Annotated in this window: 24 protein-coding genes, 2 other RNA genes and 2 pseudogenes; 17 read left to right on the top strand and 11 right to left on the bottom strand. The window is 54.3% G+C overall.

Annotated elements, in window-relative coordinates; translation table 11 throughout:
* The first annotated feature begins 5 nt into the window (after positions 1–5).
* Complete coding sequence (gene secF / locus FAZ14_RS04630; RefSeq protein ID WP_016941763.1) at positions 6–977, top strand: protein translocase subunit SecF; 972 nt, start codon at positions 6–8, stop codon at positions 975–977.
* 94 nt (positions 978–1071) lie between these two features.
* Here secF and FAZ14_RS04625 read toward each other — a convergent pair whose 3' ends face one another.
* Both FAZ14_RS04625 and FAZ14_RS04620 read right to left on the bottom strand, forming a co-directional pair.
* A complete protein-coding gene (locus tag FAZ14_RS04625; protein ID WP_153508109.1) occupies positions 1072–1641 on the bottom strand; it encodes a SadB/YajI family lipoprotein in 570 nt (189 codons plus the stop codon).
* Positions 1642–1819: 178 nt separating this feature from the next.
* A pseudogene (locus tag FAZ14_RS04620) lies at positions 1820–2248 on the bottom strand (cation transporting ATPase C-terminal domain-containing protein); the annotation flags it as partial.
* Between the two features lie 152 nt (positions 2249–2400).
* On the opposite strand from FAZ14_RS04620, the gene nrdR reads away from it, so the two are divergent.
* The 6 genes from nrdR to pgpA all read left to right on the top strand — a co-directional run bounded on the left by nrdR (position 2401) and on the right by pgpA (position 6608).
* Positions 2401–2850 carry a transcriptional regulator NrdR gene (gene nrdR / locus FAZ14_RS04615; RefSeq protein WP_016941765.1) on the top strand — a complete coding sequence of 150 codons (450 nt, stop codon included), beginning with the start codon at positions 2401–2403 and terminating at the stop codon, positions 2848–2850.
* Between the two features lie 79 nt (positions 2851–2929).
* Entirely contained in the window at positions 2930–4042 is a 1113-nt protein-coding gene (ribD, locus tag FAZ14_RS04610; protein WP_153508160.1) for a bifunctional diaminohydroxyphosphoribosylaminopyrimidine deaminase/5-amino-6-(5-phosphoribosylamino)uracil reductase RibD, read from the top strand.
* A 121-nt stretch (positions 4043–4163) separates the two neighbouring features.
* The gene (gene ribH / locus FAZ14_RS04605) at positions 4164–4637 is read left to right on the top strand and encodes a 6,7-dimethyl-8-ribityllumazine synthase (protein WP_016941767.1); all 474 of its coding nucleotides are present in this window, start codon (positions 4164–4166) and stop codon (positions 4635–4637) included.
* A 22-nt stretch (positions 4638–4659) separates the two neighbouring features.
* The gene (gene nusB, locus FAZ14_RS04600; RefSeq protein ID WP_016941768.1) at positions 4660–5079 is read left to right on the top strand and encodes a transcription antitermination factor NusB; all 420 of its coding nucleotides are present in this window, start codon (positions 4660–4662) and stop codon (positions 5077–5079) included.
* 61 nt (positions 5080–5140) lie between these two features.
* Positions 5141–6115 carry a thiamine-phosphate kinase gene (gene thiL, locus FAZ14_RS04595; RefSeq protein WP_153508108.1) on the top strand — a complete coding sequence of 325 codons (975 nt, stop codon included), beginning with the start codon at positions 5141–5143 and terminating at the stop codon, positions 6113–6115.
* Entirely contained in the window at positions 6096–6608 is a 513-nt protein-coding gene (pgpA, locus tag FAZ14_RS04590) for a phosphatidylglycerophosphatase A (RefSeq protein ID WP_016941770.1), read from the top strand. The genes thiL and pgpA overlap by 20 nt, the downstream gene beginning before the upstream one ends.
* 86 nt (positions 6609–6694) lie before the next feature.
* Here pgpA and dxs read toward each other — a convergent pair whose 3' ends face one another.
* Genes dxs through xseB form a run of 3 tightly spaced genes read right to left on the bottom strand, consistent with a single transcriptional unit; the run spans position 6695 to position 9746 of the window.
* Positions 6695–8557 (bottom strand): 1-deoxy-D-xylulose-5-phosphate synthase, encoded by a 1863-nt coding sequence (gene dxs / locus FAZ14_RS04585; protein WP_153508107.1) that lies wholly within the window; start codon positions 8555–8557, stop codon positions 6695–6697.
* 32 nt (positions 8558–8589) lie between these two features.
* Entirely contained in the window at positions 8590–9501 is a 912-nt protein-coding gene (gene ispA, locus FAZ14_RS04580) for a (2E,6E)-farnesyl diphosphate synthase (RefSeq protein WP_016941772.1), read from the bottom strand.
* Positions 9498–9746 (bottom strand): exodeoxyribonuclease VII small subunit, encoded by a 249-nt coding sequence (xseB, locus tag FAZ14_RS04575; protein ID WP_012883745.1) that lies wholly within the window; start codon positions 9744–9746, stop codon positions 9498–9500. Before xseB ends, ispA begins: the two co-directional genes overlap by 4 nt.
* 266 nt (positions 9747–10012) lie before the next feature.
* Between xseB and thiI the strand changes: the two genes are divergently transcribed.
* Positions 10013–11461, top strand: a complete 1449-nt coding sequence (gene thiI, locus FAZ14_RS04570; RefSeq protein ID WP_016941774.1) for a tRNA uracil 4-sulfurtransferase ThiI — start codon at positions 10013–10015, stop codon at positions 11459–11461.
* A 114-nt stretch (positions 11462–11575) separates the two neighbouring features.
* Here the strand turns inward: thiI and hemL are convergent, their stop codons facing one another.
* Positions 11576–12856, bottom strand: a complete 1281-nt coding sequence (gene hemL / locus FAZ14_RS04565) for a glutamate-1-semialdehyde 2,1-aminomutase (RefSeq protein ID WP_153508106.1) — start codon at positions 12854–12856, stop codon at positions 11576–11578.
* A gap of 177 nt (positions 12857–13033) precedes the next feature.
* On the opposite strand from hemL, the gene clcA reads away from it, so the two are divergent.
* Entirely contained in the window at positions 13034–14431 is a 1398-nt protein-coding gene (gene clcA, locus FAZ14_RS04560; RefSeq protein ID WP_153508105.1) for a H(+)/Cl(-) exchange transporter ClcA, read from the top strand.
* Positions 14432–14510: 79 nt separating this feature from the next.
* Positions 14511–14855, top strand: coding sequence for an iron-sulfur cluster insertion protein ErpA (gene erpA, locus FAZ14_RS04555; RefSeq protein WP_012885775.1), 345 nt, complete (start codon positions 14511–14513; stop codon positions 14853–14855).
* A gap of 133 nt (positions 14856–14988) precedes the next feature.
* Here the strand turns inward: erpA and btuF are convergent, their stop codons facing one another.
* Positions 14989–15822, bottom strand: a complete 834-nt coding sequence (btuF, locus tag FAZ14_RS04550; RefSeq protein WP_153508104.1) for a vitamin B12 ABC transporter substrate-binding protein BtuF — start codon at positions 15820–15822, stop codon at positions 14989–14991.
* A 55-nt stretch (positions 15823–15877) separates the two neighbouring features.
* Positions 15878–16579, bottom strand: a complete 702-nt coding sequence (gene mtnN, locus FAZ14_RS04545) for a 5'-methylthioadenosine/S-adenosylhomocysteine nucleosidase (RefSeq protein ID WP_038926526.1) — start codon at positions 16577–16579, stop codon at positions 15878–15880.
* Positions 16580–16761: 182 nt separating this feature from the next.
* On the opposite strand from mtnN, the gene dgt reads away from it, so the two are divergent.
* From dgt to FAZ14_RS04510, 7 genes are all read left to right on the top strand, one after another.
* On the top strand, positions 16762–18279 hold the full coding sequence (dgt, locus tag FAZ14_RS04540; RefSeq protein WP_153508103.1) for a dGTPase: 1518 nt from the start codon (positions 16762–16764) through the stop codon (positions 18277–18279).
* Positions 18280–18443: 164 nt separating this feature from the next.
* Positions 18444–19892 carry a serine endoprotease DegP gene (gene degP, locus FAZ14_RS04535; protein ID WP_016941781.1) on the top strand — a complete coding sequence of 483 codons (1449 nt, stop codon included), beginning with the start codon at positions 18444–18446 and terminating at the stop codon, positions 19890–19892.
* Positions 19893–20095: 203 nt separating this feature from the next.
* Positions 20096–21253, top strand: coding sequence for a CdaR family transcriptional regulator (locus FAZ14_RS04530; RefSeq protein WP_016941782.1), 1158 nt, complete (start codon positions 20096–20098; stop codon positions 21251–21253).
* A 296-nt stretch (positions 21254–21549) separates the two neighbouring features.
* On the top strand, positions 21550–22560 hold the full coding sequence (locus FAZ14_RS04525; protein WP_026358122.1) for a sulfate ABC transporter substrate-binding protein: 1011 nt from the start codon (positions 21550–21552) through the stop codon (positions 22558–22560).
* Positions 22561–22657: 97 nt separating this feature from the next.
* The gene (cysT, locus tag FAZ14_RS04520) at positions 22658–23470 is read left to right on the top strand and encodes a sulfate ABC transporter permease subunit CysT (RefSeq protein ID WP_016941784.1); all 813 of its coding nucleotides are present in this window, start codon (positions 22658–22660) and stop codon (positions 23468–23470) included.
* Positions 23471–23487: 17 nt separating this feature from the next.
* Positions 23488–24372: a sulfate ABC transporter permease subunit CysW gene (cysW, locus tag FAZ14_RS04515; protein ID WP_080647368.1), complete on the top strand. Its 885-nt coding sequence runs from the start codon at positions 23488–23490 to the stop codon at positions 24370–24372.
* Positions 24362–25354 (top strand): sulfate/molybdate ABC transporter ATP-binding protein, encoded by a 993-nt coding sequence (locus FAZ14_RS04510; protein WP_016941786.1) that lies wholly within the window; start codon positions 24362–24364, stop codon positions 25352–25354. The genes cysW and FAZ14_RS04510 overlap by 11 nt, the downstream gene beginning before the upstream one ends.
* A gap of 15 nt (positions 25355–25369) precedes the next feature.
* Here the strand turns inward: FAZ14_RS04510 and FAZ14_RS04505 are convergent.
* From FAZ14_RS04505 to FAZ14_RS04495, 3 genes and pseudogenes are all read right to left on the bottom strand, one after another.
* Positions 25370–25833: pseudogene (locus FAZ14_RS04505) on the bottom strand (DoxX family protein).
* Positions 25834–26191: 358 nt separating this feature from the next.
* A non-coding RNA gene (locus tag FAZ14_RS04500) (RtT sRNA) lies at positions 26192–26316 on the bottom strand.
* 46 nt (positions 26317–26362) lie between these two features.
* Positions 26363–26485: non-coding RNA, RtT sRNA (locus FAZ14_RS04495), on the bottom strand.

Raw genomic sequence — 26485 nt, 5'->3', positions numbered from 1 at the left:
GCGTTGTGGCACAGGAATATACTGTTGAACAATTGAACTACGGCCGTAAAGTGTATGACTTTATGCGCTGGGACTACTGGGCCTTCGCGTTGTCTGGTCTGCTGTTGATCCTGTCTATCGTCGTGATAGGCGTGCGCGGTTTCAACTGGGGGCTGGATTTCACTGGGGGGACGGTTATTGAGATTTCGCTTGAGAAATCGGTCGATCTGGAGCAGATGCGCGAAGCGCTGCAAAAGGCTGGCTTTGCCGATCCACTGGTACAGAACTTTGGTAGCAGTCGTGACATCATGGTGCGTATGCCCCCTGCTCACGATGAATCTGGCGGCCAGGCTCTGGGTAGCAAGGTGGTTAACGTCATCAACGCGTCAACCAGCCAGAATGCGGTCGTTAAACGCATTGAGTTCGTCGGGCCAAGTGTGGGGGCGGATCTGGCGCAAACGGGCGCGATGGCGTTGATGGCGGCGTTAATCAGTATCCTTATCTACGTCGGCTTCCGGTTCGAATGGCGTCTGGCGGCAGGGGTGGTTATCGCGTTGGCGCATGACGTGATCATCACGATGGGGGTGCTGTCGTTATTCAATATTGAAATTGACCTGACCATTGTGGCGTCGTTAATGTCGGTTATCGGTTACTCGTTGAACGACAGTATCGTGGTGTCTGACCGTATTCGTGAAAACTTCCGCAAAATTCGCCGTGGAACGCCTTATGAAATCTTCAACGTGTCGTTGACCCAAACGCTGCACCGTACCTTGATCACATCAGGAACCACCCTGGTGGTGATCCTGATGCTATACCTGTTCGGTGGCGCGATGCTGAAAGGGTTCTCACTGACGATGTTGATCGGTGTGACCATCGGTACGGCGTCTTCTATCTATGTGGCTTCCGCGCTGGCACTTAAGCTGGGTATGAAGCGTGAGCACATGTTGGTACAGAAAGTGGAAAAAGAAGGTGCGGATCAGCCGTCGCTGTTACCGTAACCCTATTTACACTTGTGCTGTGGTAACTAACGCTTTGGTAACTACAAACCCGCCGTCTGGCGGGTTTTTTTATGGCTGTTTTCAGGCGAGGAAATCAAGGGTGAGACTGAGATGGTTCGCGGTGGCTTTGCCCGGAATCGGCGATGACATCATGGATGCGTACAAAACCGAGTTGCTCCGGCGTCAGGCCAGAAAGTCGCACTTCTATTCTCGCCTCTGAAACCGGGGTGAGCGCAGGTGAGAAGGTGATCAACTGCGTCTGCATGTCACCAGTCAACGGTTTGCCACTAACCGGGTCCAGCGACCCCCAGTCAAGTTGCGCCTGGAAGGCCGGTAACGTCAGTGTGTTCATGGTCTGGATAACCAGTAACGCCCGTGTGCCATTGGATTCCGACTCAACTTTGGTCAATTCCAGGCTTAACCTGCCGATGCTACTGTCGAGTAAGGCCCGGTTCTGCGCGGCGGGTAGCAGATAGACACCCGAGGTAGAGTTGGCGTTTAACGTATTTTGCTGTTCCAGCGCCATGGCACGGTTAGTGATGTCGTGTAATTTTTGATCTATCTGACCTAATTCGTTTGTTACGTGGGTAGTCTGCGGCTGTGCACATCCGGCGAGCAGCACAATGGCAGATAACATTGGGATAACGCGGTGGTACAAACGCATAGCCTGTTTCTCCCCGGGACCATAGCAGTGAGTCATGCTTCAATACGTAGTGTCAGTGTAGACGTGATTTACGGTCTCTTATAGTGAATGAGATGCGGGGAAAAAGATAAGCAGAACAGGCTGAATCAAGAGAGAAAAATCAGGGCGTAGTGGTCATTGACCACCACGCCAGTTGCGGTTATTGCCAGCCGTAGCGACGGGCGAAGAAGTCCTTCATGGCTTGGGTGAGTAGCAGGTAACCACTCAGAATCGCCAGCAGCCACGGGAAGTAGCTCATCGGCAGCGCTTGCAGTTGCAGGAAACTCGCCAGCGGTGAGAATACCAAACCAATGCCGGTTATCATGACCAGGAGCGTCATCACCATCACCGGCCAGGAGGGACGGCTTTGGACAAACGGAATCCGCCGGGTACGGATCATGTGCACAATCAGTGTTTGTGAGAGCAGCCCTTCAATGAACCAGCCGGACTGGAACAGGGTTTGTGCCTCCGGTGTATTCGCGTGGAAGAACCACCACATCAGTGAGAATGTCAGCACGCCGAAAATAGAACTAATCGGGCCGAAGAACACCATGAATCGACCAATATCGCCTGCATTCCAGCGCGGTGGCGGCATCGTTCTGGCGGCTGTTGGCTACTTTCAATCGAAGCTAAACCACCGTGCAGTCGACACAGAAAAAAGGCGTCGTACCGGCATTTGGGTTATAAGCGGAATTCGGGGTAAACTAGGTCAGGTTTATACGGCTAGGGTCTGGAAACGTTATGCATTGTCCTTTTTGTGCCGCAGTAGATACCAAGGTCATTGATTCTCGTCTGGTCGGCGAAGGGTCGCAGGTTCGTCGGCGTCGTCAGTGCCTGGTATGCAATGAGCGTTTTACTACCTTTGAGGTGGCGGAGCTGGTGATGCCGCGCGTCATCAAGAGTAATGATGTGCGTGAGCCATTCAATGAGGACAAACTGCGCAGCGGGATGTTGAAAGCACTGGAGAAACGCCCGGTCAGCTCTGATAACGTGGAAATGGCCATCACTCACATCAAATCTCAATTGCGGGCGACCGGTGAGCGTGAAGTAACAGCCAAGATGGTGGGTAATCTGGTTATGGATGCGCTCAGAAAGCTCGATAAAGTCGCTTATATCCGTTTTGCATCGGTATATCGCAGCTTTGAGGATATCCGCGAATTTGGCGAAGAAATCGCCCGTCTGCAGGATTAATCGTGCGTTGTTTTTTGCGTATCGCGCGCGTCCAACATGATTCTTAATCCAGGATAAGCACCGGATGGCTACACACTCTATGGCTACATACTCTGATGAATTCTATATGGCTCGCGCGCTGGAGTTAGCTCGCCGCGGCCGCTTTACTACGGCACCGAATCCGAATGTCGGTTGTGTGATCGTCAGAGATGGCGAGATAGTCGGTGAAGGGTACCACCAGAAAGCCGGTGAACCCCATGCAGAAGTGCATGCGTTGCGTATGGCAGGCGACAAGGCACGTGGCGCTACGGCCTATGTGACGCTGGAACCCTGTAGCCATCACGGACGTACCCCTCCTTGTGCCGATGCCCTGGTCGCGGCGGGTGTGGCGCGGGTCGTGGCTGCGATGCAAGACCCTAACCCGCAGGTCGCCGGGCGCGGGTTGCATTGCTTACAACAAGCCGGTATCGCTGTGCATCACGGCGTCCTGATGGATCAGGCAGAAAAAATTAACCGCGGCTTTCTAAAACGCATGCGCACCGGTTTCCCGTATGTACAACTCAAGCTCGGCGCGTCGCTGGATGGTCGAACGGCGATGGCTTCCGGTGAAAGTCAGTGGATAACCTCGCCGCAGTCTCGTCAGGATGTACAGCGTTTTCGTGCACAGAGTGCCGCTATCCTCAGTAGCAGCGCTACCGTGCTGGCGGATGACCCGTCGCTGACCGTGCGCTGGTCAGAACTGGATGCCGATACCCAGCGCCTTTATCCGCAAAGTGCGGTGCGCCAGCCGGTACGCGTCATCGTCGACAGTCAGTCACGAGTGACGCCGCACCATCGTCTGGTGAGTCAGCCGGGTCAGACCTGGCTGGCGCGAGCGAGTCAGGATGCACAGTCCTGGCCGGATGGCGTGGAGCAACTGACCATGCCGTTGCATGGCGGTGGCATTGATCTGGTGGCGCTGATGATGACGCTGGGTAAGCGTCAGATTAATACGGTCTGGGTGGAAGCGGGTGCTCACCTGGCCGGAGCACTATTGCAGGCTGGTGTGGTGGATGAACTGATAGTCTATCTGGCTCCGACATTATTAGGTGATGCGGCCCGGTCGTTGTGCGTATTGCCGGGGTTGGAACAGTTGTCGCAGGCCCCGCTGTTCGATATGACCGATGTTCGCCAGATAGGGCCGGATGTTCGCCTGACACTGAAGCCTCGTTAGCCTATTTCTGCGCGCGTTGAGGTGGCGGATATCCGTTACAGGGTCAAAAGCGGATACGCGCCCGGAAGAATATGATAGAATCCGCCCCCCTGCGGGGTCGTAAAACAATCAAAGGAAAGCTATGAACATTATTGAAGGTGTTGTTGCCGCTCCGAATGCCCGCGTGGCGATTGCTATTGCCCGTTTCAATCACTTTATCAATGACAGCCTGCTGGAAGGCGCGTTGGATGCGCTCAAACGTATTGGTCAGGTGAAAGAAGAAAACGTCACCGTGGTGTGGGTACCGGGTGCCTATGAATTGCCGCTGACCGTGCGTGCGCTGGCTAACAGCCAGAAGTATGACGCCGTGGTGGCTCTGGGTACGGTGATTCGCGGTGGTACAGCGCATTTTGAATTCGTTGCCGGTGAATGCAGTTCCGGCCTGTCTCATGTCGCGATGAACAGCGACATTCCGGTCGCCTTCGGTGTGCTGACTACGGAAAGTATCGAGCAGGCTATCGAGCGCGCCGGCACTAAAGCGGGGAACAAAGGGGCGGAAGCCGCTCTGACCGCGCTTGAAATGATCAATGTATTACACTCAATCAAGTCAGCCTGATTTATTTTGTAAGGGGTATTCCGTGAAACCTGCTGCTCGTCGCCGCGCTCGTGAATGTGCGGTTCAAGCGCTTTATTCCTGGCAGTTGTCCAAAAATGATATTGCCGATGTTGAACTCCAGTTCCTGAGTGAGCAGGATGTCAAAGGCGTGGACATCGCCTATTTCCGCGAGCTGCTGGCGGGCGTCGCCACTCAGGCGGAAAAACTGGATGCCCAGATGGCACCGTATCTTTCCCGTCAGTTAGATGAACTCGGGCAAGTTGAGCGGGCTATTTTGCGTCTGGCGGTGTATGAGCTTAGCAAGCGCGAAGATGTACCGTACAAGGTTGCCATCAACGAAGCGATTGAGTTGGCTAAAGTGTTCGGTGCCGAAGACAGCCACAAGTTTGTCAACGGCGTGCTGGACAAAGCCGGGCCACACTTGCGGCCGGGTAAAAAATAAGTCAGTCAGGGCCGGTTTTCCGGCCTTGGTTTTTTTTAGGTTACCACTATCTGGAAAAAGTATGGCTCAAGGTGAGTTTGACGTGATTGCCCGCTATTTCAATCGGGCTGGCTATTCACGACGGGGTGTTGAACTGGGGATCGGTGATGATTGCGCCCTGCTGAACATTCCGGACAAACAACTGCTGGCAGTCAGCACGGATACGCTGGTCTGCGGCATTCATTTTCTTCCCGATATTGACCCTGCCGATCTGGCGTATAAATCACTGGCGGTCAACCTGAGTGATTTGGCGGCAATGGGCGCAGATCCTGCCTTTGTGTCGCTGGCGCTCACGTTGCCGGGCATTGATACCGACTGGCTGGCTGCCTATAGCGACAGCCTGTTTGAACAGCTTTCTTACTATGATATGCAACTGATAGGCGGTGATACCACGCGTGGGCCACTTAGCATGACGCTGACTATTCAAGGGTTGGTACCAGTAGGACGCGCGCTCAAGCGTAGTGGAGCACGTATCGGCGACTGGATTTATGTCACCGGAACGCTGGGGGACAGTGCCGCAGGGCTGGCCATTTTGCAGCACAGTCTACAGGTGTCGGATGCTGACGATCGCCAATCGCTGTTGCAGCGCCACCTGCGTCCTCAGCCCCGCATTTTGCAGGGGCAGGCGTTGCGCGATCTGGCCAGTGCGGCTATCGATCTGTCTGATGGATTGGCGTCAGATTTAGGACACATCCTTAAAGCCAGTGATTGCGGCGCACGTATCAATCTGGAGGCGTTGCCTTACTCTGATGCATTGCTGCGTCACGCCGACCCTGAACAGGCTATGTGCTGGGCGCTGGGTGGTGGTGAAGACTATGAGCTGTGCTTTACGGTACCCGAACTGAATCGGGGCGCGTTAGAGGTAGCGATTGGTCATCTGGGGGCGAGTTACACCTGTATCGGCCAGATTGGGCCGGCGTCGGAAGGAATGAGTTTCTTTCATTCCGGTCAGCCGGTGGACGTCAATCTGAAAGGGTATGACCATTTTGACCAGTGAGAGCAAAGGATCGTTAGTTGCCAAACGCCGCCTGCGGATGAGTAATCCGTGGCATTTTCTGGCAACCGGTTTTGGCAGCGGTTTATCGCCGTGGATGCCTGGCACAGCCGGTTCGCTGGCGGCCATTCCTGTGTGGTATCTGTTGATGCTGCTGCCGTTACAGCTGTATTCGCTGCTAGTGATGCTCAGCATCTGCGTAGGGGTTTACCTTTGCCACCGTACCGCCAAAGATATGGGCGTGCATGACCACGGCAGCATCGTCTGGGATGAATTTGTCGGCATGTGGATCACCCTGATAGCGGTGCCTTCAACCCACTGGGGCTGGGTCGCCGCCGGGTTTGTGATTTTCCGGATCCTGGATATTCTTAAACCCTGGCCGATCCGTTGGTTTGATCGTCACGTGCACGGCGGTATGGGCATCATGGTCGACGATATTATCGCCGGTGTTATCGCCGCGGCCATATTGTATGTGGCTGGGTATGTGGTTGGGTAATAGTCCGCGGGTGGTTGCCAGCGATAATTGCCAGCGATAAAAAAACCGGGAAACCCCGGTTTTTTTCTGCCTGTTGGTGGCCAGTATCAGGCCAGCCAGTTTCGAATGCGACGTTCGATGCCAGCGGCATCCAGCGACAGCTCGGTGCGGATTTCCGCTTGTGAGCCTTGCGGAATAAAGATATCGGGCAGGCCCAGATTGAGTACGGGAACGGGCAGACGATTCGCCATCAGGTATTCATTCACACCGCTACCGGCACCGCCCATCACGGCGTTTTCTTCCAGCGTCACCAGCACATCGTGGCTGGCAGCCAGCGAGGCGACCAGCGCTTCATCCAACGGTTTGACGAATCGCATGTCCACCAGTGTGGCGTTGAGCGCATCGGCTGCCTGTTGTGCTTCTGGTAACAGCGTACCGAAATTCAGAATCGCAATCTTCTCGCCCTGACGTTTAACGACGCCTTTACCGATAGGCAGGGTTTCCAGCGGAGTGAGTTCCACACCCAACACATTGCCGCGTGGGTAACGAACTGCACACGGTCCCTGCTGATAGTGATAACCGGTATGCAGCATTAACCGGCATTCGTTCTCGTCGCTGGGTGTCATGATCACCATCTGTGGAATACAGCGCAGGAACGACAGGTCAAACGCGCCCTGATGTGTTTGACCATCCGCGCCGACGATGCCGCCACGATCGATAGCAAACAGCACCGGCAGGTTCTGAATGGCCACATCATGGATGACCTGATCATAGGCACGTTGCAGGAACGTGGAGTAAATCGCCACGACCGGGCGATAACCGCCAATCGACAGGCCAGCAGCAAAGGTCACCGCATGTTGCTCGGCAATAGCGACATCAAAGTACTGCTGCGGGTAGGTGCGCGAAAACGATACCATGCCAGAGCCTTCACGCATGGCTGGGGTAATGGCCATCAGCCGGGAGTCTGCTGCTGCGGTTTCTTTCAGCCATTCGCCGAAAACGGCGGAATAGGTCGGCAGCGCTTCTTTATTCTTCGGCAAGGTACCACTGGCCGGGTCGAATTTCGGTACGGCATGCCAGCTGATCGGGTCCTGCTCAGCGGGGGCATAGCCTTTGCCTTTCTTGGTCATGATATGCAGCAACTGCGGGCCTTTCAGACTGCGCATATTCTTCAGGGTATGCACCAGTGATTGCACGTCATGCCCATCAACCGGGCCGATATAGTTAAAGCCCAACTCTTCGAACAGCGTACCCGGCACCACCATTCCCTTCAGGTGCTCCTCGGTACGTTTAACCAGTTCTTTGATTGGCGGCAGGCCGGACAACACTTTCTTGCCACCCTCACGTAAGGTGGAGTAGAGCTTGCCGGAGAGCAATTGCGCCAAATGGTTGTTCAGCGCACCGACATTTTCGGAAATCGACATTTCGTTGTCGTTCAGGACCACCAGCATGTCTGGTTTGATATCACCAGCATGATTCATGGCTTCAAACGCCATACCGGCGGTGATCGCGCCATCACCAATCACACAGACGGTGCGCCGTCCCAGGCCTTCGCGCTCCGCCGCTACCGCCATACCGATACCGGCGCTGATAGAGGTAGACGAGTGGCCGACGCTCAGGACGTCATATTCACTTTCGCCACGCCACGGGAACGGGTGCAGCCCGCCTTTTTGGCGAATAGTGGCGATACGGTCACGCCGCCCGGTCAGGATCTTGTGGGGATAAGCCTGATGACCGACATCCCATACCAGATGGTCGAAAGGCGTGTTATAGACGTAATGCAACGCCACAGTCAGCTCGACTGTACCCAGACCTGAGGCAAAGTGCCCGCTTGAGCGGCTGACGCTGTCCAACAGATACTGTCGCAGTTCATCGCACAATTTAGGCAGGCTTTCCCGTGGCAGCAGGCGCAGTTCCTCAGGATTTTCCGCCAGCGCCAGCGTAGGGTATTTCGCTATATCAAAGGTCATTGGATACTCATCAAGCGGTATTGGTATTAAAATTATTTATCGCGTTCAACGACATAGTTCGCCAGTGCTCGCAGCGGGGCAATGGCTGCGGGCTTGTCCAGCGTCTCTTCCAGTTCATTCAGTGCCGAGAGTGATTCTTTGCACAATTCCCGGGCTTTTTGTTTGGCTTGCTCCAGACCCAGTAACGCTGGGTAGGTGCTTTTACCGAGTTGTTGGTCAGCGCCCTGGCGTTTGCCGGTGGTGGCGCTGTCGCCAATCACATCGAGAATATCGTCTTGCACCTGAAAGGCCAGGCCAATCGCGTTGGCATAACGATCAAGGTAAGGCAGGGCAAGACGACCACGCTCACCGGCAGCCAGGGCACCCAGCCGAACCGAAGCACGAATCAGCGCTCCGGTTTTATGGCGATGGATACGTTCCAGTGTTTGCAAATCGACCTGACGGCCTTCCGCTTCCAGGTCCAGCGCCTGACCGCCGCACATGCCTGCCACACCACTGGCGCTGGCCAGTTCGGAGATCATCGCCAGTCGGTCGCGGTCGCTGACCTGTGGCATCGGGGCGTCAGCCAGAATGGAAAACGCCAGCGTTTGCAGGGCATCACCTGCCAAAATCGCCTTATCTTCGCCAAACCTGACATGGCAGGTTGGTTGCCCGCGCCGTAGATCGTCATCGTCCATGGCGGGTAAGTCATCGTGGATCAGAGAATAGGCGTGAATACATTCGACAGCCGCCGCCGGTGCATCAAGGCTGTCTGGCGAGACCGCGAATAACTGGCCGGTGGTATAAACCAGAAACGGTCGTAGCCGCTTGCCCCCCAACAGTGCGCCATGCGCCATCGCTTCCACCAGTGGACTACTCTGAAAAGGCAGGCTGGAAATGAAATGGTTGAGTGCGGCGTCGATACGCTGATGATGCGCTGCAAGCTGCTTGAGAAAATCTGTCATAACGGCTCATTATCCGGCGTAAAAGGTGTCAGGGCGGTATCGGGATCGTCATTGAGCAGAATCTGAACGCGTTGTTCAGCCTGCTGCAGTTTTACTTGTCCCTGACGTGCAAGCTGGACACCCTGTTCAAAGGCATTCAATGCCTCTTCCAATGGAAGCTCGCCCGACTCCAGACGCGACACAATCTGTTCCAGTTCGGCGAGTGAGCTTTCAAAGCTGACGGGTTGTTCAGTTTTTTTCGGCATATTCGTTTCCGGATCCTGTTTATACGCGCCTGTCGGCGCCGACGCCACCGGATTGTCACGGTAAGCGCCCTCATGGTGCGCAATTATGCGCTTAATCTGCGCAGCTTACCGCAATATGGTGGTATACTCCGCGCCCTGGATGCTATTGGTAACGCCACCCGACTCGGGATAGTGTTACCAATAACGTAACTTTAGCGCTCAGGGTGCCCGCGTGTTGTCCGCGTACCCGTGTTTCACGCCTTCAGAATTAACTAACGATAGCCGCCATGAAGTTTATCATTAAATTGTTCCCGGAAATCACCATCAAAAGCCAATCTGTGCGGTTGCGCTTTATAAAAATCCTTACCGGTAACATTCGTAACGTTTTAAAACAGTATGATGAAACGCTGGCGGTTGTCCGTCACTGGGATCATATCGAGGTTCGTGCCAAAGAAGAAAGTCAGCGCGTGGTAATACGTGATGCGTTGACGCGTATCCCCGGCATTCATCATATCCTTGAGGTGGAAGACTGCGCCTATACCGATATCCACCATATTTTTGAACAAACGTTGGCCACTTACCGTGATCAACTGGAAGGCAAGACATTCTGCGTGCGGGTGAAACGTCGTGGTAAACACGATTTCAGCTCTCAGGATGTGGAGCGTTATGTCGGCGGCGGGTTGAATCAGCATATTGAGAGCGCTCGGGTTAACCTGACTGCGCCTCAGGTCACGGTGCATTTGGAAATTGACCAGGATCGCCTGTTGCTGATCAAAGGCCGCTATGAAGGTATCGGTGGTTTCCCAATCGGTACCCAGGAAGATGTGTTGTCGCTGATTTCAGGCGGGTTCGACTCTGGTGTTTCCAGCTATATGCTGATGCGTCGTGGCTGCCGGGTTCACTACTGCTTCTTCAATCTTGGTGGGGCCGCGCACGAAATCGGCGTACGTCAGGTCGCGCATTATCTGTGGAACCGATTTGGCAGTTCACACCGGGTACGTTTTGTCGCGATTGACTTCGAGCCAGTGGTCGGTGAAATCCTGGAAAAGGTGGACGACGGCCAAATGGGCGTGGTGCTCAAGCGCATGATGGTGCGCGCCGCGTCGCAGATTGCCGAACGGTATGGCGTACAAGCGCTGGTCACCGGCGAGGCGTTAGGACAAGTATCCAGCCAGACGCTGACCAACCTGCGTCTGATTGATAACGCCTCGGACACTCTGATCCTGCGGCCGCTGATTTCTCACGACAAAGAACACATTATTCGTCTGGCACGGGAACTGGGTACGGAAGACTTTGCCAAGACCATGCCTGAGTATTGCGGCGTGATCTCCAAAAGCCCGACGGTGAAGGCGGTGAAAGCCAAAATCGAGCACGAAGAAAGCCTGTTTGATTTCGCGATTCTCGACCGCGTCGTGTCGCAGGCGCGCAACATCGACATCCGCGAGATTGCTGAACAAACCCAGCAGACGGTAACCGAAGTGGAAACGGTCGATGCCTTTGTCGCAAGCGATATTCTGCTGGATATTCGTTCGCCCGATGAGCAGGATGAACACCCGCTGGCAGTGGAGCACGTTGAGGTAAAATCGCTGCCGTTCTATAAACTGGGGACACAGTTCGGCGATTTGGATCAGAGCAAAACCTATCTGTTGTACTGCGAGCGTGGGGTGATGAGCCGTTTGCAGGCGTTATACCTGCGTGAGCAGGGATTCAATAACGTCAAGGTCTATCGTCCCTGAGGCGATGTCCTGCGTTCGCTACCAGAAAAAAGCGCCATCATTTGGTAATGCCAGTCAGTGTCTTAACTGACTGGCATTACCGGCTATGCCGGAGGATATTTTTCTGAAGTTTGCTTACAGGGCGGCAAAACAGCGACGAGCGGCCGCTATTGTATGCTCGATATCCTCTGGGCTGTGTGCCAGCGACATAAAGCCAGCTTCGAACGCCGACGGCGCCAGATAGACACCCTCATCGAGCATCAGATGGAAGAAGTGTTTGAATCTTTCCACATCACATGTCAGTGCATCCTGATAGCAGGTCACCTGGGCCGCATCGGTAAAGAAGATACCAAACATGGCTCCGACATGGTTTACCACCAGTGGGATGTGTTGTGCTTTCGCGGCTGCCAGCAAACCTTCCGCCAGTTGCGTTGTCCGCTCGGTCAGTGTCTGGTGAACACCCGGTTTAGCCACTTCACTCAGGCAGGCGAAACCAGCCGCCATCGCGATCGGGTTGCCGGACAGTGTACCTGCCTGATAAACCGGGCCGGTCGGTGCCAGCGCTTGCATGACATCACGACGCCCGCCGAACGCGCCTACCGGCATTCCGCCGCCAATAATTTTGCCAAGGCAGGTCAGGTCAGGACGTACGCCGTAATGCGCCTGCGCACCGCCTAATGCCACGCGAAAACCGGTCATCACTTCGTCGATGATCAGCAGCGCGCCGAATTCGTCACACAATGCTCTCAGCCCCGGCAGGAACTCTGGCAGTGGTGGAATGCAGTTCATGTTGCCCGCGACTGGCTCGACGATAATCGCGGCGATATCTTGCGGATACTGTTCAAATGCCGCACGCACCGAGCTCAGATCGTTGTAGGTGCAGGTTAGGGTATGGCGGGCAAAATCAGCCGGTACACCGGGAGAGTTGGGTTGCCCCAGCGTCAGCGCGCCGGAACCCGCCTTCACCAGCAGGCAGTCGGCGTGGCCGTGATAGCAGCCTTCAAATTTGATGATTTTGTCGCGGCCGGTGAAACCACGCGCCAGACGGATAGCACTCATGGTCGCTTCGGTGCCGGAGTTCACCATGCGTACCATTTCCATGCTCGGTACCAGCGAGGTCACCCGTTGCGCCATTTTCACTTCCATTTCGGTGGGCGCGCCAAAACTCAGGCCGCGCTCAGCGGCTTCAATCACCGCCTGACGAATGGTTGGGTGGTTGTGGCCCAGAATCATCGGCCCCCAGGATCCCACATAGTCGATATAGGATTTGCCATCCGCGTCGTAGAGTCTTGAGCCTTCCGCCCGTTCAATGAACAAGGGAACGCCTCCAACGCCGTTAAAGGCGCGCACCGGCGAGTTAACCCCACCGGGAATCAGTTGACGGGCGGCGGCGTACAGACTTTCAGATTTATTCATTGCGGCTTCCTGATTGGATTTGCATAGCGAGTGACGCCCATTCTAATCGTCTGTTTCGCGTTGTGAAATCGTCGGACACACTTTAGCTTTACGCCATCAGTATTCCTGCTGGGCAAGTACGTCGTTACATGACTAGAATGAGGCTCTTGTCCGCTATGTTAACGTTGATTTGCTGTCATGCTTTCTTCTTTTTCTTTGCCTGCGGCGGTACGTCGCGCAGCTATCAGACAACTTGTTCGCCGTGATAAAACCCCTGTCACCATCTTAGTGATGGCGGCGTTGACCGGCACGCTGGTTGGACTGGTCGGGGTGGGGTTCAATCAGGCGGTCAATGCCGTACAGCACTGGCGGTTGTCCTCGCTGTCGTCTTTGTCTGGCAGTGTCTGGGTGTGGCCGCTGAGTATCCTGATATCCGCTCTGCTGGCAGCGGCGGGTTACGGGCTGGTGCGTCGCTTTGCGCCGGAAGCCGGTGGTTCCGGTATCCCTGAAATCGAGGGGGCGCTAGAAGATTTGCGCCCGGTACGCTGGTGGCGGGTGCTGCCGGTGAAATTCGTCGGCGGAATTGGAACGCTGGGAGCCGGTATGGTGCTGGGGCGTGAAGGTCCGACGGTACAACTGGGCGGAAACATTGGCGGTATGGTGGCGGCGTTGCTCCCGGCGCGTAAAGGGGATGTCCGGCATTCACTGCTGGCGACCGGTGCGGCGGCCGGTTTGTCCGCCGCGTTCAATGCACCACTGGCTGGGATCTTGTTCATTATTGAAGAGATGCGCCCGCAGTTTCGCTACAACCTGATTTCCATCAAAGCGGTATTTATCGGCGTTATTATGTCCAGTATTGTCTATCGGGTACTGGAAGGCGATCACGCGGTGATCAATGTGGGCCAACTGCCGTCCGCCCCAGTGGGAACACTGGGGTTATATTTGCTGCTTGGCATTCTGTTTGGTGCTGTCGGGGTGTTATTCAATGCGCTGGTGTTGGGGGCGCAGGCGCGTTTTTTGCGCTTTCACGGCCATTCGCTGCCACGATTTTTGCTCACCGGGCTGGTGGTGGGCGGAGTATCGGGGCTGTTGACGCTGGCATTCAGCGATGCGACGGGCGGTGGTTTTACGCTGATCCCGATCGCAGCGGCGGAGCACTATGGGGTAGGGATGCTGCTGGTGATTTTTCTGGCTCGGGTCGGAATGACCTTGCTCTGCTTTAGTTCCGGCGCGCCGGGGGGGATTTTTGCTCCCATGCTGTCGCTGGGTACGTTGTTGGGTGCCGCGTTTGGTATGGTATGCGCACATATTTTCCCCGACTGGGGACTCGGTGCTGGAACCTTTGCCGTCGCCGGGATGGGGGCGTTGTTCGCGTCATCGGTTCGCGCGCCGCTGACCGGTATCGTGCTGGTTCTGGAGATGACGGACAACTATCAGCTGATTTTGCCGATGATCATTACGTGCCTTGGCGCGACGCTGGTGGCACAGTTCCTTGGTGGTAAGCCGCTTTACTCGAGTATTCTTGCCCGTACACTGGAGCGTCAGGCGCAGCAAGAAGCACTAACGGCCGAAACCGGTGCTGGTATCAAATCTTGAACGTTGTCGGGTGCTGTTGGATAATAAAACCATAATGAGGGCTGTTGAGTTCCGCCCGGTATTGATTGGGAGTAAAAAAATGAGCGATGATGTAGCACTGCCCCTGCAGTTTACCGATGCGGCAGCTAATAAGGTGAAACTCCTGATTGCCGATGAAGAAAATCCGGAACTGAAACTTCGGGTTTACATCACTGGCGGTGGCTGTAGCGGCTTCCAGTATGGTTTCACCTTCGATGATAAGGTTAACGACGGTGATATGACCATTGAGAAACAAGGGGTCTCCCTGGTGGTCGACCCGATGAGTCTGCAATACCTGATTGGCGGCTCAGTGGATTACACCGAAGGGCTGGAAGGTTCGCGTTTTGTGGTAACGAACCCGAACGCTAAAACCACCTGTGGATGCGGTTCCTCTTTCAGTATCTGACAATAGCTCGCCTCTACCCCAAGTAATTCGAGTTGTCCTGCAACCTGAAGTATGACGGGAATATCAGAAAAACCCGTGGCCAGACTGGCTCACGGGTTTTTTTATGTCGGTACTCCAGCGGGTGGGATGGTCGTCAGCCTTGCCGGGCGGCGAATTGTTGGCACAGCTGTTCTGCTGCCAACATCAGTCGTGGGCCTGTGCGACTAAACCAGTCCTCATTAACTGCGATGACGTCAGGGCTTAGCTGCGGTTGCCAGAAGGCTTTGACCTGCTCTACCGCACCGGGTGGGCCGCTGATAACGACGACCTGAGGCTGACGTCGAATCACCTGTTCGCGGCTGACCTGTGGCCAGGGTACCGGGCTGTCGGCAAATATATTACTGCCACCACACAGGCTAATAACCTGGCTTTGTAGCGTTGCCTGCGATGACGTAAACAGCGGTTGACTGCCAAACTGCAAAAACACCTGTACCGGCGTACGGTGGCTATACTGCTGTGCCAGTGATTGTTGCTGCTGCCGAAACCGTTGGGCAGCTTCATGCGCCTGGTTCGGATGCGGGCTGTATTGCGCCAGCATGTCTAACTGGCGCGGAATGTCATCGAGTGTGGCGGGGTCAAGGTACAAAATGTGGATGCCGAATGATGCCAGTTGCTCCAGGGGGCGCTGGGCGTTGCCTTCCCGCCATGCCAGTACCAAGTCCGGCTTTAATGCCAGAATCCGCTCCAGATTGATGCCCTGCCAGTTGGCGACCTGTTCGATGTGTTTAGCCTCTGGCGGATAATTTGACCAGGCGCTGACGCCGACCAGTTGTTCGCCAAGCCCGGCGGCAAACGCCATTTCGGTAGCATGCGGTGCCAGACTAACAACACGCTGCGCTATCGGCTCAGCCCGACAGGGTAACAGCCATAACAGGAGCAACGGCCACAGGATGCGAGAATACCGTATGAGAGAATAAAAGGATGTCACGGCGCGGGTCTCGAAGATAAACGAACCGGGGCGTGGGTAGCCCCGGAGGCAGCAATTAATGGCTTTGCGCCAGTGCCTGCAGCATGGTTTCCACCATTTTGGTTGACTGCTGAGCGGCGGTGACCAAAAACTCGTCGAAACTGAGGTGTGATTCCTGATCGGCAACATCGGAAATGGCTCGTACCACCACAAAAGGTACGCCAAACTGATGGCAAACATGGCCGATGGCCGTGGCTTCCATTTCTACTGCGATAGCCTGTGGGAACGTGTGACGGATACGTTCCAGCGGTGCTTTACCGTTGATAAAGGCATCACCGCTGACGACCAGCCCGCGTACGGCGTTCAACTGTAACTGGCTGATGGCTCCCTGTGCCAGCGTGATCAGCTTTTCATCGGCGGTAAACGCGGCCGGGCAACCCGCCATCTGGCCGGGTTCGTAACCAAACGCGGTGACGTCAGCGTCGTGATAACGCACTTCGTCGGAAACCACGATATCCCCCACCTTGAGTGATGACGCCAGACCACCGGCGGAACCGGTATTAATCACCACATCCGGCTGGCAGTGTTCCAGCAGCAGCGTGGTGCCCAGCGCGGCGGATACTTTACCGATACCGGATTTCAGCAAGGCCACCTCCACTCCGTGTAACTGGCCGCTGTAAATTTCACAGCCCGCGCGTTGGAAGGTCTGGCGGTTTTGGATCTGCTCTCTTAACAGGGTTACTTCTTGTTCCATTGCGCCGATAATGCCAACTTTCATAGGGTTCCCCACCAATTTGTCAAAAGTCACAAAAGTTTAGTCTATCACGGCTTAAGGCGGGCAGCGATTGTACACCTGCCCGGGGACGTGCTATCACTGAAGTGATACCCGTACCAACGCACGTCAGTTATACGCTGCGTGTTTGCAGGCCCCTCTGATCAGGGCATTACATGGAGAACAGTATGTCTGCTATCGATTTCTCAACCAAACTCAGTTTCCAGCGACGCTTTGGCAGGAAAAGAGACAAAAAGGACGAATATGCCATTGTGCAGGAGTTTGAGAGCGATCGCGGGCGGATCATTAACTCTGCGGCTATTCGTCGGCTCCAGCAAAAAACGCAGGTATTTCCGCTGGAGCGTAACGCGGCGGTGCGTTCCCGGCTGACCCATTCCATGGAAGTGCAACAGGTCGGGCGCTATATCGCCAAAGAGATTTTCCGGCAGTTGCGTAAAAGCGGGCAACTGGATGTGCTGGGGTTGGAGCCACTGGAAACACCGTTCGAGAGTCTGGTGGAAATGGCGTGTCTGATGCATGACATCGGCAATCCACCGTTTGGGCATTTCGGCGAGGCGGCGATCAATAACTGGTTCCGGCAACGCTTATTACCGGGAGAAAAACCGCAAGACTCGCGGCCTGATCCCTGTCTGGTGTCTTGTCTGAGATTCGATGAACAAGATAGTGCAGAACTGAACGCACTGCGTGACCGTATCCGCCATGATCTCAGTAACTTTGAAGGCAATGCCCAGGCGATCCGGCTAGTGCATTCACTGTTGAAGCTCAATCTCACCTATGCGCAGATCGGTTGTATTTTGAAGTACACCAAACCGGCTTACTGGGCGCAGTCAACACCGCCTGCGTACAGCTACCTGATGAAAAAGGTCGGGTTTTACCTGTCGGAAGAGGCGTTCGTGCAGCAGTTACGCAGTGAACTGAATATGGCGGAGTTTCACCGTCACCCGCTGACCTACATCATGGAGGCGGCGGATGACATTTCTTACTGCATTGCTGATCTGGAAGATGCGGTAGAAAAGAAAATCATCACCTATCAGCAGCTTTATCACCGTCTGGAAGAGGCCTGGGGAGAACGGGCGGAGAAAGACGTCTTTAGCCGCACTGTCGATTTAGCCTATGAAGAGCGGCAACACTTGCCGGGGCGTAGTGAGAGTGACCAATTTTTCATGAAGTTGCGGGTCAACACCGTGAATACGATGGTGCGTTATGCCACGCGGCGTTTTATCGACAATCTGCCAGCGATTTATGAGGGGAGTTTCAACCATTCGTTGCTGGAAGAAGAGAAGGACGACTACGGGCGATTATTAAAGATCTTTAAAGATGTCGCCAGAAAGTTCGTGTTTAATCATCACGAGGTCGAGCAACTTGAACTACAGGGCGATCGCATCATCAGTGGCTTGCTGGAGATTTATAGCCCGCTGCTGAACATGCCGTACCGCGATTTCTGCCAGTTAGTTGCGGACGATACTCACAAGCGTTATCCCATCGAAACCCGGTTATACCACAAGCTCTCCAGCAAGCATTGTCATGCCTACCGTGAGGCGACCCGTCCTCTGGCGGCGCTATCTGATAAAGAGCAAGAGGTGTGGGAGTATTACTACCGCGCCCGGCTGATTCTCGATTACATCAGCGGGATGACCGATTTGTACGCTTACGATGAATATCGTCGCTTGATGGCGGTGGATTGACACAGGTGAAGACGGTCGGAGTTTTGTAAATATGGACAATATTTCCTTACCCTTCACCGTCTTGCACAGAACAGGCGCTGCTGCGCATAGTGGACTCACTGCTCCTGACCGCTGTGAATGGCTGTCAGAGTTCTCTCGTTGACTGAATTGTGAGACATATCGCTATGAAACAAAAATCATTGATGTTGAGCGCGTTAGCGCTGAGTCTGGCGATAGCGGTGGGGACGCTGCCAGCCACTGCTACTGCCGCTGAGTCGGTGTCATCGTCCAGCGCCCAGTTGCCGAGTCTGGCCCCCATGTTGTCGAAAGTGATGCCTTCGGTGGTGAATATCTCTGTGCAAGGGCATACCACGGCCAGCCAGGGTGCCCAGGTCCCGTCGCAAATGCAGCCCTTCTTCGGTGATAATTCGCCTTTCTGTCAGGAGGGATCACCGTTCCAGTCCTCGCCGATGTGTCAGGGCAGCGATGACGACGATGGTAGCGCAGACAATGCACCACGGCAGCAGGAGTTCCAGGCATTAGGGGCGGGGGTTATTATCAACGCGGCCAAAGGCTATGTCGTCACCAATAACCACGTGGTGGAAAACGCCGATAAAATTCAGGTTCGCCTCAATGACGGTCGTAAATACGACGCGAAAGTGATTGGTAAGGATCCTCGCTCGGATGTAGCGCTGATTCAGTTGAAAGATTTCCGCAACCTGACGGAGATTAAGATGGCGGATTCTGATCAACTGCGTGTGGGGGATTATGCGGTTGCTATCGGTAATCCGTACGGTTTGGGGGAAACCGCGACATCTGGGATCATTTCCGCGTTGGGGCGCAGTGGCCTGAACATTGAAAACTATGAAGACTTTATCCAGACCGACGCGGCTATCAACCGGGGTAACTCCGGTGGTGCGCTGGTCAACCTCAATGGGGAGTTGATAGGCCTGAATACGGCTATCCTCGCACCGGGTGGTGGCAATATCGGTATCGGTTTTGCTATCCCCAGTAATATTGTGAAGAACCTGGTTAGTCAGATCGTCGAATACGGTGAAGTGAAACGTGGTGAACTGGGCATTTTAGGTACCGAACTCAATTCCGATATCGCCAAAGCCATGAAGGTGGATGCCCAGCGTGGGGCCTTCGTCAGCCAGGTGCAGCCGAATTCCGCCGCTGCCAAGGCTGGGATTAAAGCCGGGGATGTGGTCGTGTCGATGAACGGGAAGACTATCAGTAGCTTCTCCGCGCTGCGTGCCCAGATTGGTTCACTGCCGGTAGGCAGCAAACTGACGCTGGGGCTGATTCGTGATGGGAAGCCGCTCTCGGTAGACGTTACGCTGCAGCAGAGCACGCAGTCGCAGGTCGAATCCGGTAATCTGAACTCCGCGATTGAAGGGGCCGAGTTGAGTAATACGCAGGTGGACGGGCAGAAAGGCGTGAAAGTCGAGAAGGTGAAACCGAATTCCGCCGCAGCGAAGATTGGCCTGAAACCTGATGACGTGATCCTCGGTGTGAACCAGCAACCGGTCGAAAATATCGGTGAATTGCGCAAGATTATCGACAGCAAGCCGCCGGTGCTGGCGCTGAATATTCGCCGCGGTGGCAGTGACCTGTATTTGTTGATTCAATAATCTGTTGGTTCATTAATGCTTTAATTCAATAGCCTGACCAGAAACATGACCGGATGATCACCGCCCGGTCATGTTTTTTTCGCTTGTTTTGTGAGTTATTCCACAGTTCCTGTGTGATCCCCCGGTTTTTGTTCATTTGCACAATGTCTGACGCCATATCCAGCGTTATGCTGGTGCGGTTGTCTCTATCCCTTGAGGTTGATATGGCGTCATACCACCTGAATGACAAACTGGCACAGGAGATTGTCGCACGCACCATGAAAATCATTGATAGTAATATCAATGTGATGGATGCGCGTGGGCGAATTATTGGCAGTGGTGATCGCGAGCGTATTGGAGAATTGCATGAAGGCGCGTTATTGGTGCTGTCGCAAGGACGGGTGGTGGATATTGATGACGCCGTCGCGCGTCATTTGCATGGCGTCCGGCCCGGTATCAACCTGCCGCTAAAAATCGACGGCGAAATCGTCGGTGTAATTGGTCTGACGGGTAACCCCGGGCAGTTACGCCATTACGGCGAACTGGTGTGCATGACGGCCGAGATGATGCTGGAGCAGGCGCGATTGCTGCACATGCTGGCGCAGGATAGCCGCTTACGGGAAGAACTGGTACTGAACCTGATCCGTACAGATGACCTCTCGCCTGCGTTGATGGAATGGGCGCAACGTCTTGGTATCGACCTGAATCAGCCGCGTGTGGCGGCCGTGGTTGAGGTAGATAGTGGTCAGTTAGGGGTGGACAGCGCCATGGCGGAGTTACAACAATTGCAGACACTGCTGACGACGCCAGAGCGCAATAATCTGATCGCGATAGTCTCACTGACGGAAATGGTGGTGCTGAAGCCAGCGCTCAGCAACCACGGTCGCTGGGATGCTGAAGATCATCGACGTCGCGTCGATACGTTGTTGTCGCGTATGGAAGAAAGCAGCCGGTTACGGGTACGGGTGGCGTTGGGTAACTATTTTACTGGCCCCGGCAGTATTGCCCGTTCTTATCGAACCGCCCGTACCACCATGAGCGTCGGCAAACAAAGGATGCCGACCCAGCGCAGTTACTTCTATCAGGATCTGATGCTGCCAGTGCTACTTGATAGCCTGCGTGGCGGTTGGCAGGCCAACGAACTGGTTCGGCCTTTAGCCAGGCTCAAGGCGATGGACAGTAATGGTTTGCTGCGCCGCACGCTGAACGCCTGGTTTCGCAACAACGTACAGCCGGGGGCAACGGCCAAGGCGTTATTTGTACATCGCAATACGTTGGAGTACCGCCTCAATCGGATATCTGAACTGACCGGGTTGGATTTGGGTAACTTTGACGATCGGCTATTGTTGTATATTGCGCTGCAACTGGATGAAGAGCAGTAAGCTGTACCCTCGCATACCATCACGAGCGATGACAGGTGGCAGGCTACAGGCCTGTCGCTTACCTTAGATTCAAAAGCGCTGTTAAGCCCTCAATAATATAACCCGAGAGCATAAATTATCTCGAAACAGTATTTTTTCCCCTCCGCCTTATCCTCTATTGTCCCTCTCATAGATAACACTGGCCGCCGTGGTGCGGTCTGGCCGTTGTGCCGGTAGCAGGATAACCGCCAATGGGTCTCTGGGCTTTTTTGATCGCTCGCGCAAGCAACGGGCAGACTTTGAGGGGAATCATCATAATGTCAATGCGTCGTTTGGGATGGTCGCTGGCTACTGCCGCGTTGTTATTGTCGGGGGTAGCGTCGGCTGCTACGGAATTGTTGAATGTGTCTTATGACCCGACCCGTGAGTTTTATCAGCAATATAACGCAGCATTTATCAAACACTGGAAAGAGACTACCGGTGAAACGATTACCGTGAAAAATTCCCACGGCGGTTCAGGTAAGCAGGCGCGCTCGGTTATTGACGGCTTGCAGGCGGATGTTGTGACGCTGGCGCTGGCCGGTGACATTGATGCGCTCAATCTGAATCAGCCATTGATTGACCCGAAATGGCAGGCGCGTTTGCCGGATAACAGCACGCCTTATACCTCGACCATTGTTTTTTTAGTGCGCAAAGGTAACCCGAAACATATCAAAGACTGGGATGACCTGATTAAGCCGGATGTGCAGGTGATCACGCCGAACCCGAAAACCTCTGGTGGTGCCCGCTGGAACTTTTTGGCGGCCTGGGCCTATGCCAAACACTTGCCGGGTGGAACCGATGAAAGCGCGCAAAAATTCGTGACCGAACTCTATAAGCATGCGCCGGTGCTGGATACCGGTGCGCGTGGCGCGACCATCAGCTTTGTGCAGCGCCAGTTGGGCGATGTGCTGATTGCCTGGGAAAATGAGGCGTATTTGTCGCTTAAAGAGCAGGGTGGCGACCAACTGGAAATCGTCACGCCGTCCCTGTCTATTCTGGCGGAGCCGCCGGTGGCAGTAGTCGATAAAGTGGTAGATCGCAAAGGAACGCGCAAACAGGCAGAAGCCTACCTGAACTACCTCTACAGCGACGAAGGGCAGCGTATCATCGCGCAGAATTTTTACCGCCCACGCAATGCGAAAATTGCCGAGGAGTTTACGTCCCAGTTTGCCCCCGTGAAGCTGGTGACGATCGACGATGAATTTGGCGGCTGGAAAAATGCGCAGCCCAAGTTCTTCGATGATGGTGGCGTGTTTGATGCCATCTTCAAACAGATTAATAAATAAACGGTATCCTGACCGTCAAAACCGCCTCCATCGGGGCGGTTTTGACATGTTGGTTGTCTGAGTCGGCAATCCGTGTTTTTTCATTGAAAGGCTTGTTATGTCGCGACGTATTTCACCGGTAATTCCCGGTTTTGGTCTGACTCTGGGCTTTAGCCTTACCTATCTGGGGCTGCTTGTCCTGATCCCGTTGGCCGCCATGTTCTTGTATGCCAGTCAGTTGACGCTTACCCAGTTTTGGGAGCTTATCACCAGCCGTCAGGTTCTTTTTTCTTTGCGCTTATCCTTCGGTTCTGCGCTGATGGCGGCCTTCATCAACGGTATTCTGGGTACGCTGCTGGCCTGGGTGCTGGTGCGTTATACCTTTCCTGGCCGGAAAATTATCGACGCGATGATCGATATGCCGTTTGCCTTACCTACTGCTGTCGCCGGGATTGCACTGACGTCACTGTATGCCCCACATGGTCTTATCGGTTCGCTATTTCCGTTTCGGATTGCTTATACGGGCATTGGTATTACGCTGGCGCTGATCTTCGTCACCTTGCCGTTTGTGGTGCGTACCTTACAGCCGGTACTGGCGGATATCCCCAAAGAAGTGGAAGAAGCCTCTGCCTGCCTGGGGGCAAACCCGTGGCAGACCTTCCGTCATGTTCTGGTACCGGCCATTTTACCTGCCTGGCTGACGGGTTTTGCGCTGGCATTCGCACGGGGTGTGGGGGAGTACGGATCGGTGGTGTTTATTGCCGGGAATATTCCGTTTAAGACAGAAATTCTGCCGTTATTGATCGTCTCTAAACTGGACCAGTACGACTACAAAGGCGCGACCGGTATCGGCGTGTTCATGCTGGTGGTCTCTTTTATCATGCTGTTGCTGATTAACCTGTTGCAGCGGCGCATTCAACCCTCGTTATAGAAGTATAAAGGATGAGCATGGATCACAGTATTTCTGCGCCTGTGGCGGAGCGCCCGTCCACCGCTAAGCGTCCGACAACGTTTTATGTGCTGACGACGCTGGCCTGGTTGGTATTTGTTCTGATTCTGGTCTTGCCGCTGGTGATGGTGATTACTCAAGGGCTGCATAACGGTATCAGTGCGTTCTGGAATGCGATTACCGAGCCGGATGCGGTTTCTGCGCTTAAGCTGACCCTGCTGGCGACAGTGATTTCGGTACCACTAAACATGGTCTTTGGGTTGGCTATCGCCTGGTGTGTGACGAAGTTTGCGTTCCGGGGGAAAGCGCTGTTGCTGGCGTTGCTGGATTTGCCCTTTTCGGTATCGCCGGTCGTAACTGGCCTGATGTATGTGTTGCTGTTTGGTGCACAGAGCAAGCTATATCCATTCCTGACGGAGCATAATCTGGAAGTTGTGTATGCCGTTCCCGGTATTGTACTGGCCACGATGTTCGTCACCCTGCCGTATGTGGCGCGTGAATTGATCCCATTGATGGAGCAGCAGGGGAGTCAGGAAGAGGAAGCGGCCAGACTGCTGGGTGCCAATGGCTGGCAGATGTTTTGGCATATCACGTTGCCGAATGTGAAATGGGCGCTGATTTACGGTGTGGTGCTGTGTACTGCCCGAGCCATGGGAGAGTTTGGTGCGGTTTCCGTGGTATCAGGCCATATTCGCGGCCTGACCAACACTTTGCCGTTGCATATCGAGATTCTTTATAACGAGTACAACATTGTTGCTGCATTCAGCGTGGCGATTTTGCTGCTGGCGATGTCGCTGGTGGTGCTGTTGCTGCGTCAGTGGAGTGAAGCGCATTTGTCGAAACAACAAGAGAAACAACAGGAGCTGGCCGGTAATGAGCATTGAAGTTCACAACGTTAACAAGCAGTTCGGTCAGTTCCGGGCCCTTAATCAGATCAACCTGTCGATTCAGAGTGGCGAGCTGGTGGCGTTATTAGGGCCATCGGGCTGCGGTAAAACGACGTTACTGCGTATTATTGCTGGTCTTGAAACGCCGGACAGCGGCAATATTGTGTTCCACGGTGAAGACGTATCGGGGCACGATGTCCGTGACCGTAATGTCGGTTTCGTCTTTCAGCATTATGCGCTGTTTCGTCATATGACGGTGTTTGACAATGTGGCGTTTGGTTTGCGTATGAAGCCGAAGGCGATACGTCCATCAAAGCGTGATATCGACACCAAAGTTCGCGAACTGCTCAATATGGTGCAACTCGAGTGGCTGGCGGATCGCTACCCGGAACAGTTATCCGGTGGGCAGCGTCAGCGCATTGCACTGGCCCGGGCGTTGATTGTGGAGCCGCGCATTTTGCTGCTGGATGAACCATTCGGGGCGCTTGATGCAAAAGTACGAAAGGAACTGCGCCGTTGGTTATCGCGCCTGCATGAAGACATCAACCTGACATCGGTATTTGTGACCCATGACCAGGAAGAAGCGATGGAAGTGGCTGACCGTATCGTATTGATGAACAAAGGCGTCATTGAACAGATTGGCACGCCTGATGAGGTGTATAACCGTCCGGCGACCGAGTTTGTTTATAATTTCCTCGGGGACAGCAACCGGTTGAAGCTCGCAGGTCATGACAAGGTGATTCAGTTCCGTCCGCATGAAGTGGCGTTGTCAAAACAGACGCAGACTGATTTCCAACCGGTGGTGGTGAAAGATATTCGCCCGCTGGGGGCGTTGACGCGTCTGGTTCTGAAGGTAGATGGCAACAATGAACTGATTGAAGCGGAAGTGGCGCATGATGACGCGGTGTTGACCGATTTACACCGTGGAGATGTCGTACAGTTCAAGCCGAAGCGTTATAACTATGACTGGGAAATTTGAGTATAAAAACGCCCGTCAGGGCGTTTTTTTAGAGATGTGGGTCAATTGACGGTAGTCTTCATTGGAAACCACGGAGTAGCGGTCGCTGCCCAGCAGCATGATGACCACGCTGCACAGGAAATAAAACGCTTCCCCTTCTAATCCCCACGCCCCACATTGGTGACGATGAACAATTTACCCAGCGTGACCAGCACTGTTGCAACCAACAGGTTAAATGCAACCACGGCGGCAGAAAGGCGGGTCAATATGCCGAGAATAATCAGGATAGGAGCCAGTACTTCGCCGATATAGGCGCCGTAGGCAATAAAGCCTGGCAAACCATGCTGTGCCAGCATACCTGAGATCCAACCTACGCCATTTTGGATTTTGGCAACACCGTGGAATAGCAGCAGAATGCTGACGGTCAAACGCAACAACAGTTTGCCGCCGTCCTGATGATTGGTTAAACCGGTAAAAAATTTATTGGCTTTCGCTATCATCGTCTTACCCTTAATTAGGAATAGGTTTTATTACGCCACCTAGTGTCATCTTTTGGGGGCGGAATAAAAAAACCAATACATTTGACGCTCCTTATCAGAAATTTTGCCTGATGATCCGCGCAGGCTTTACCAGGGGGAGCGCCTTTGAATGAGTAAAGGGGAATATTGGTTGGTTGTGGGGATGACTTTTAGTCGGGAGACAGAGGATGTTGAGGGGTATAGAAGCCGGGAGAAACGCAGGGAGTAAAATCACACAACTTCGCTCGACTCGAACCTGAACGCAGGTTCTCACCTGCACAACATCGTGTGCGTATGAAGCATCAGTGTGAATAAATGGGGAAGGTGACACATTTAGCGGTGGTGGGTCGTGCAGGATGACTCGGCCTGTGGCCTCGCCCTTCGGGCCAGCGCGTTGCGCTGTTGTCTCGCTTCGCTCGACTCGAACCTGAATGCAGGTTCTCACCTGCACAACATCGTGTGCGTATGAAGCATCAGTGTGAATAAATGGGGAAGGTGACACATTTAGCGGTGGTGGGTCGTGCAGGATGACTCGGCCTGTGGCCTCGCCCTTCGGGCCAGCGCGATGCGCTGTTGTCTCGCTTCGCTCGACTCGAACCTGAACGCAGGTTCTCACCTGCACAACATCGTGTGC

The sequence above is a fragment of the Dickeya oryzae genome, assembly GCF_009372235.1.
Taxonomy (GTDB): Bacteria; Pseudomonadota; Gammaproteobacteria; order Enterobacterales; family Enterobacteriaceae; genus Dickeya; species Dickeya oryzae.
This window is presented reverse-complemented; position numbering and strand designations above follow the sequence as displayed.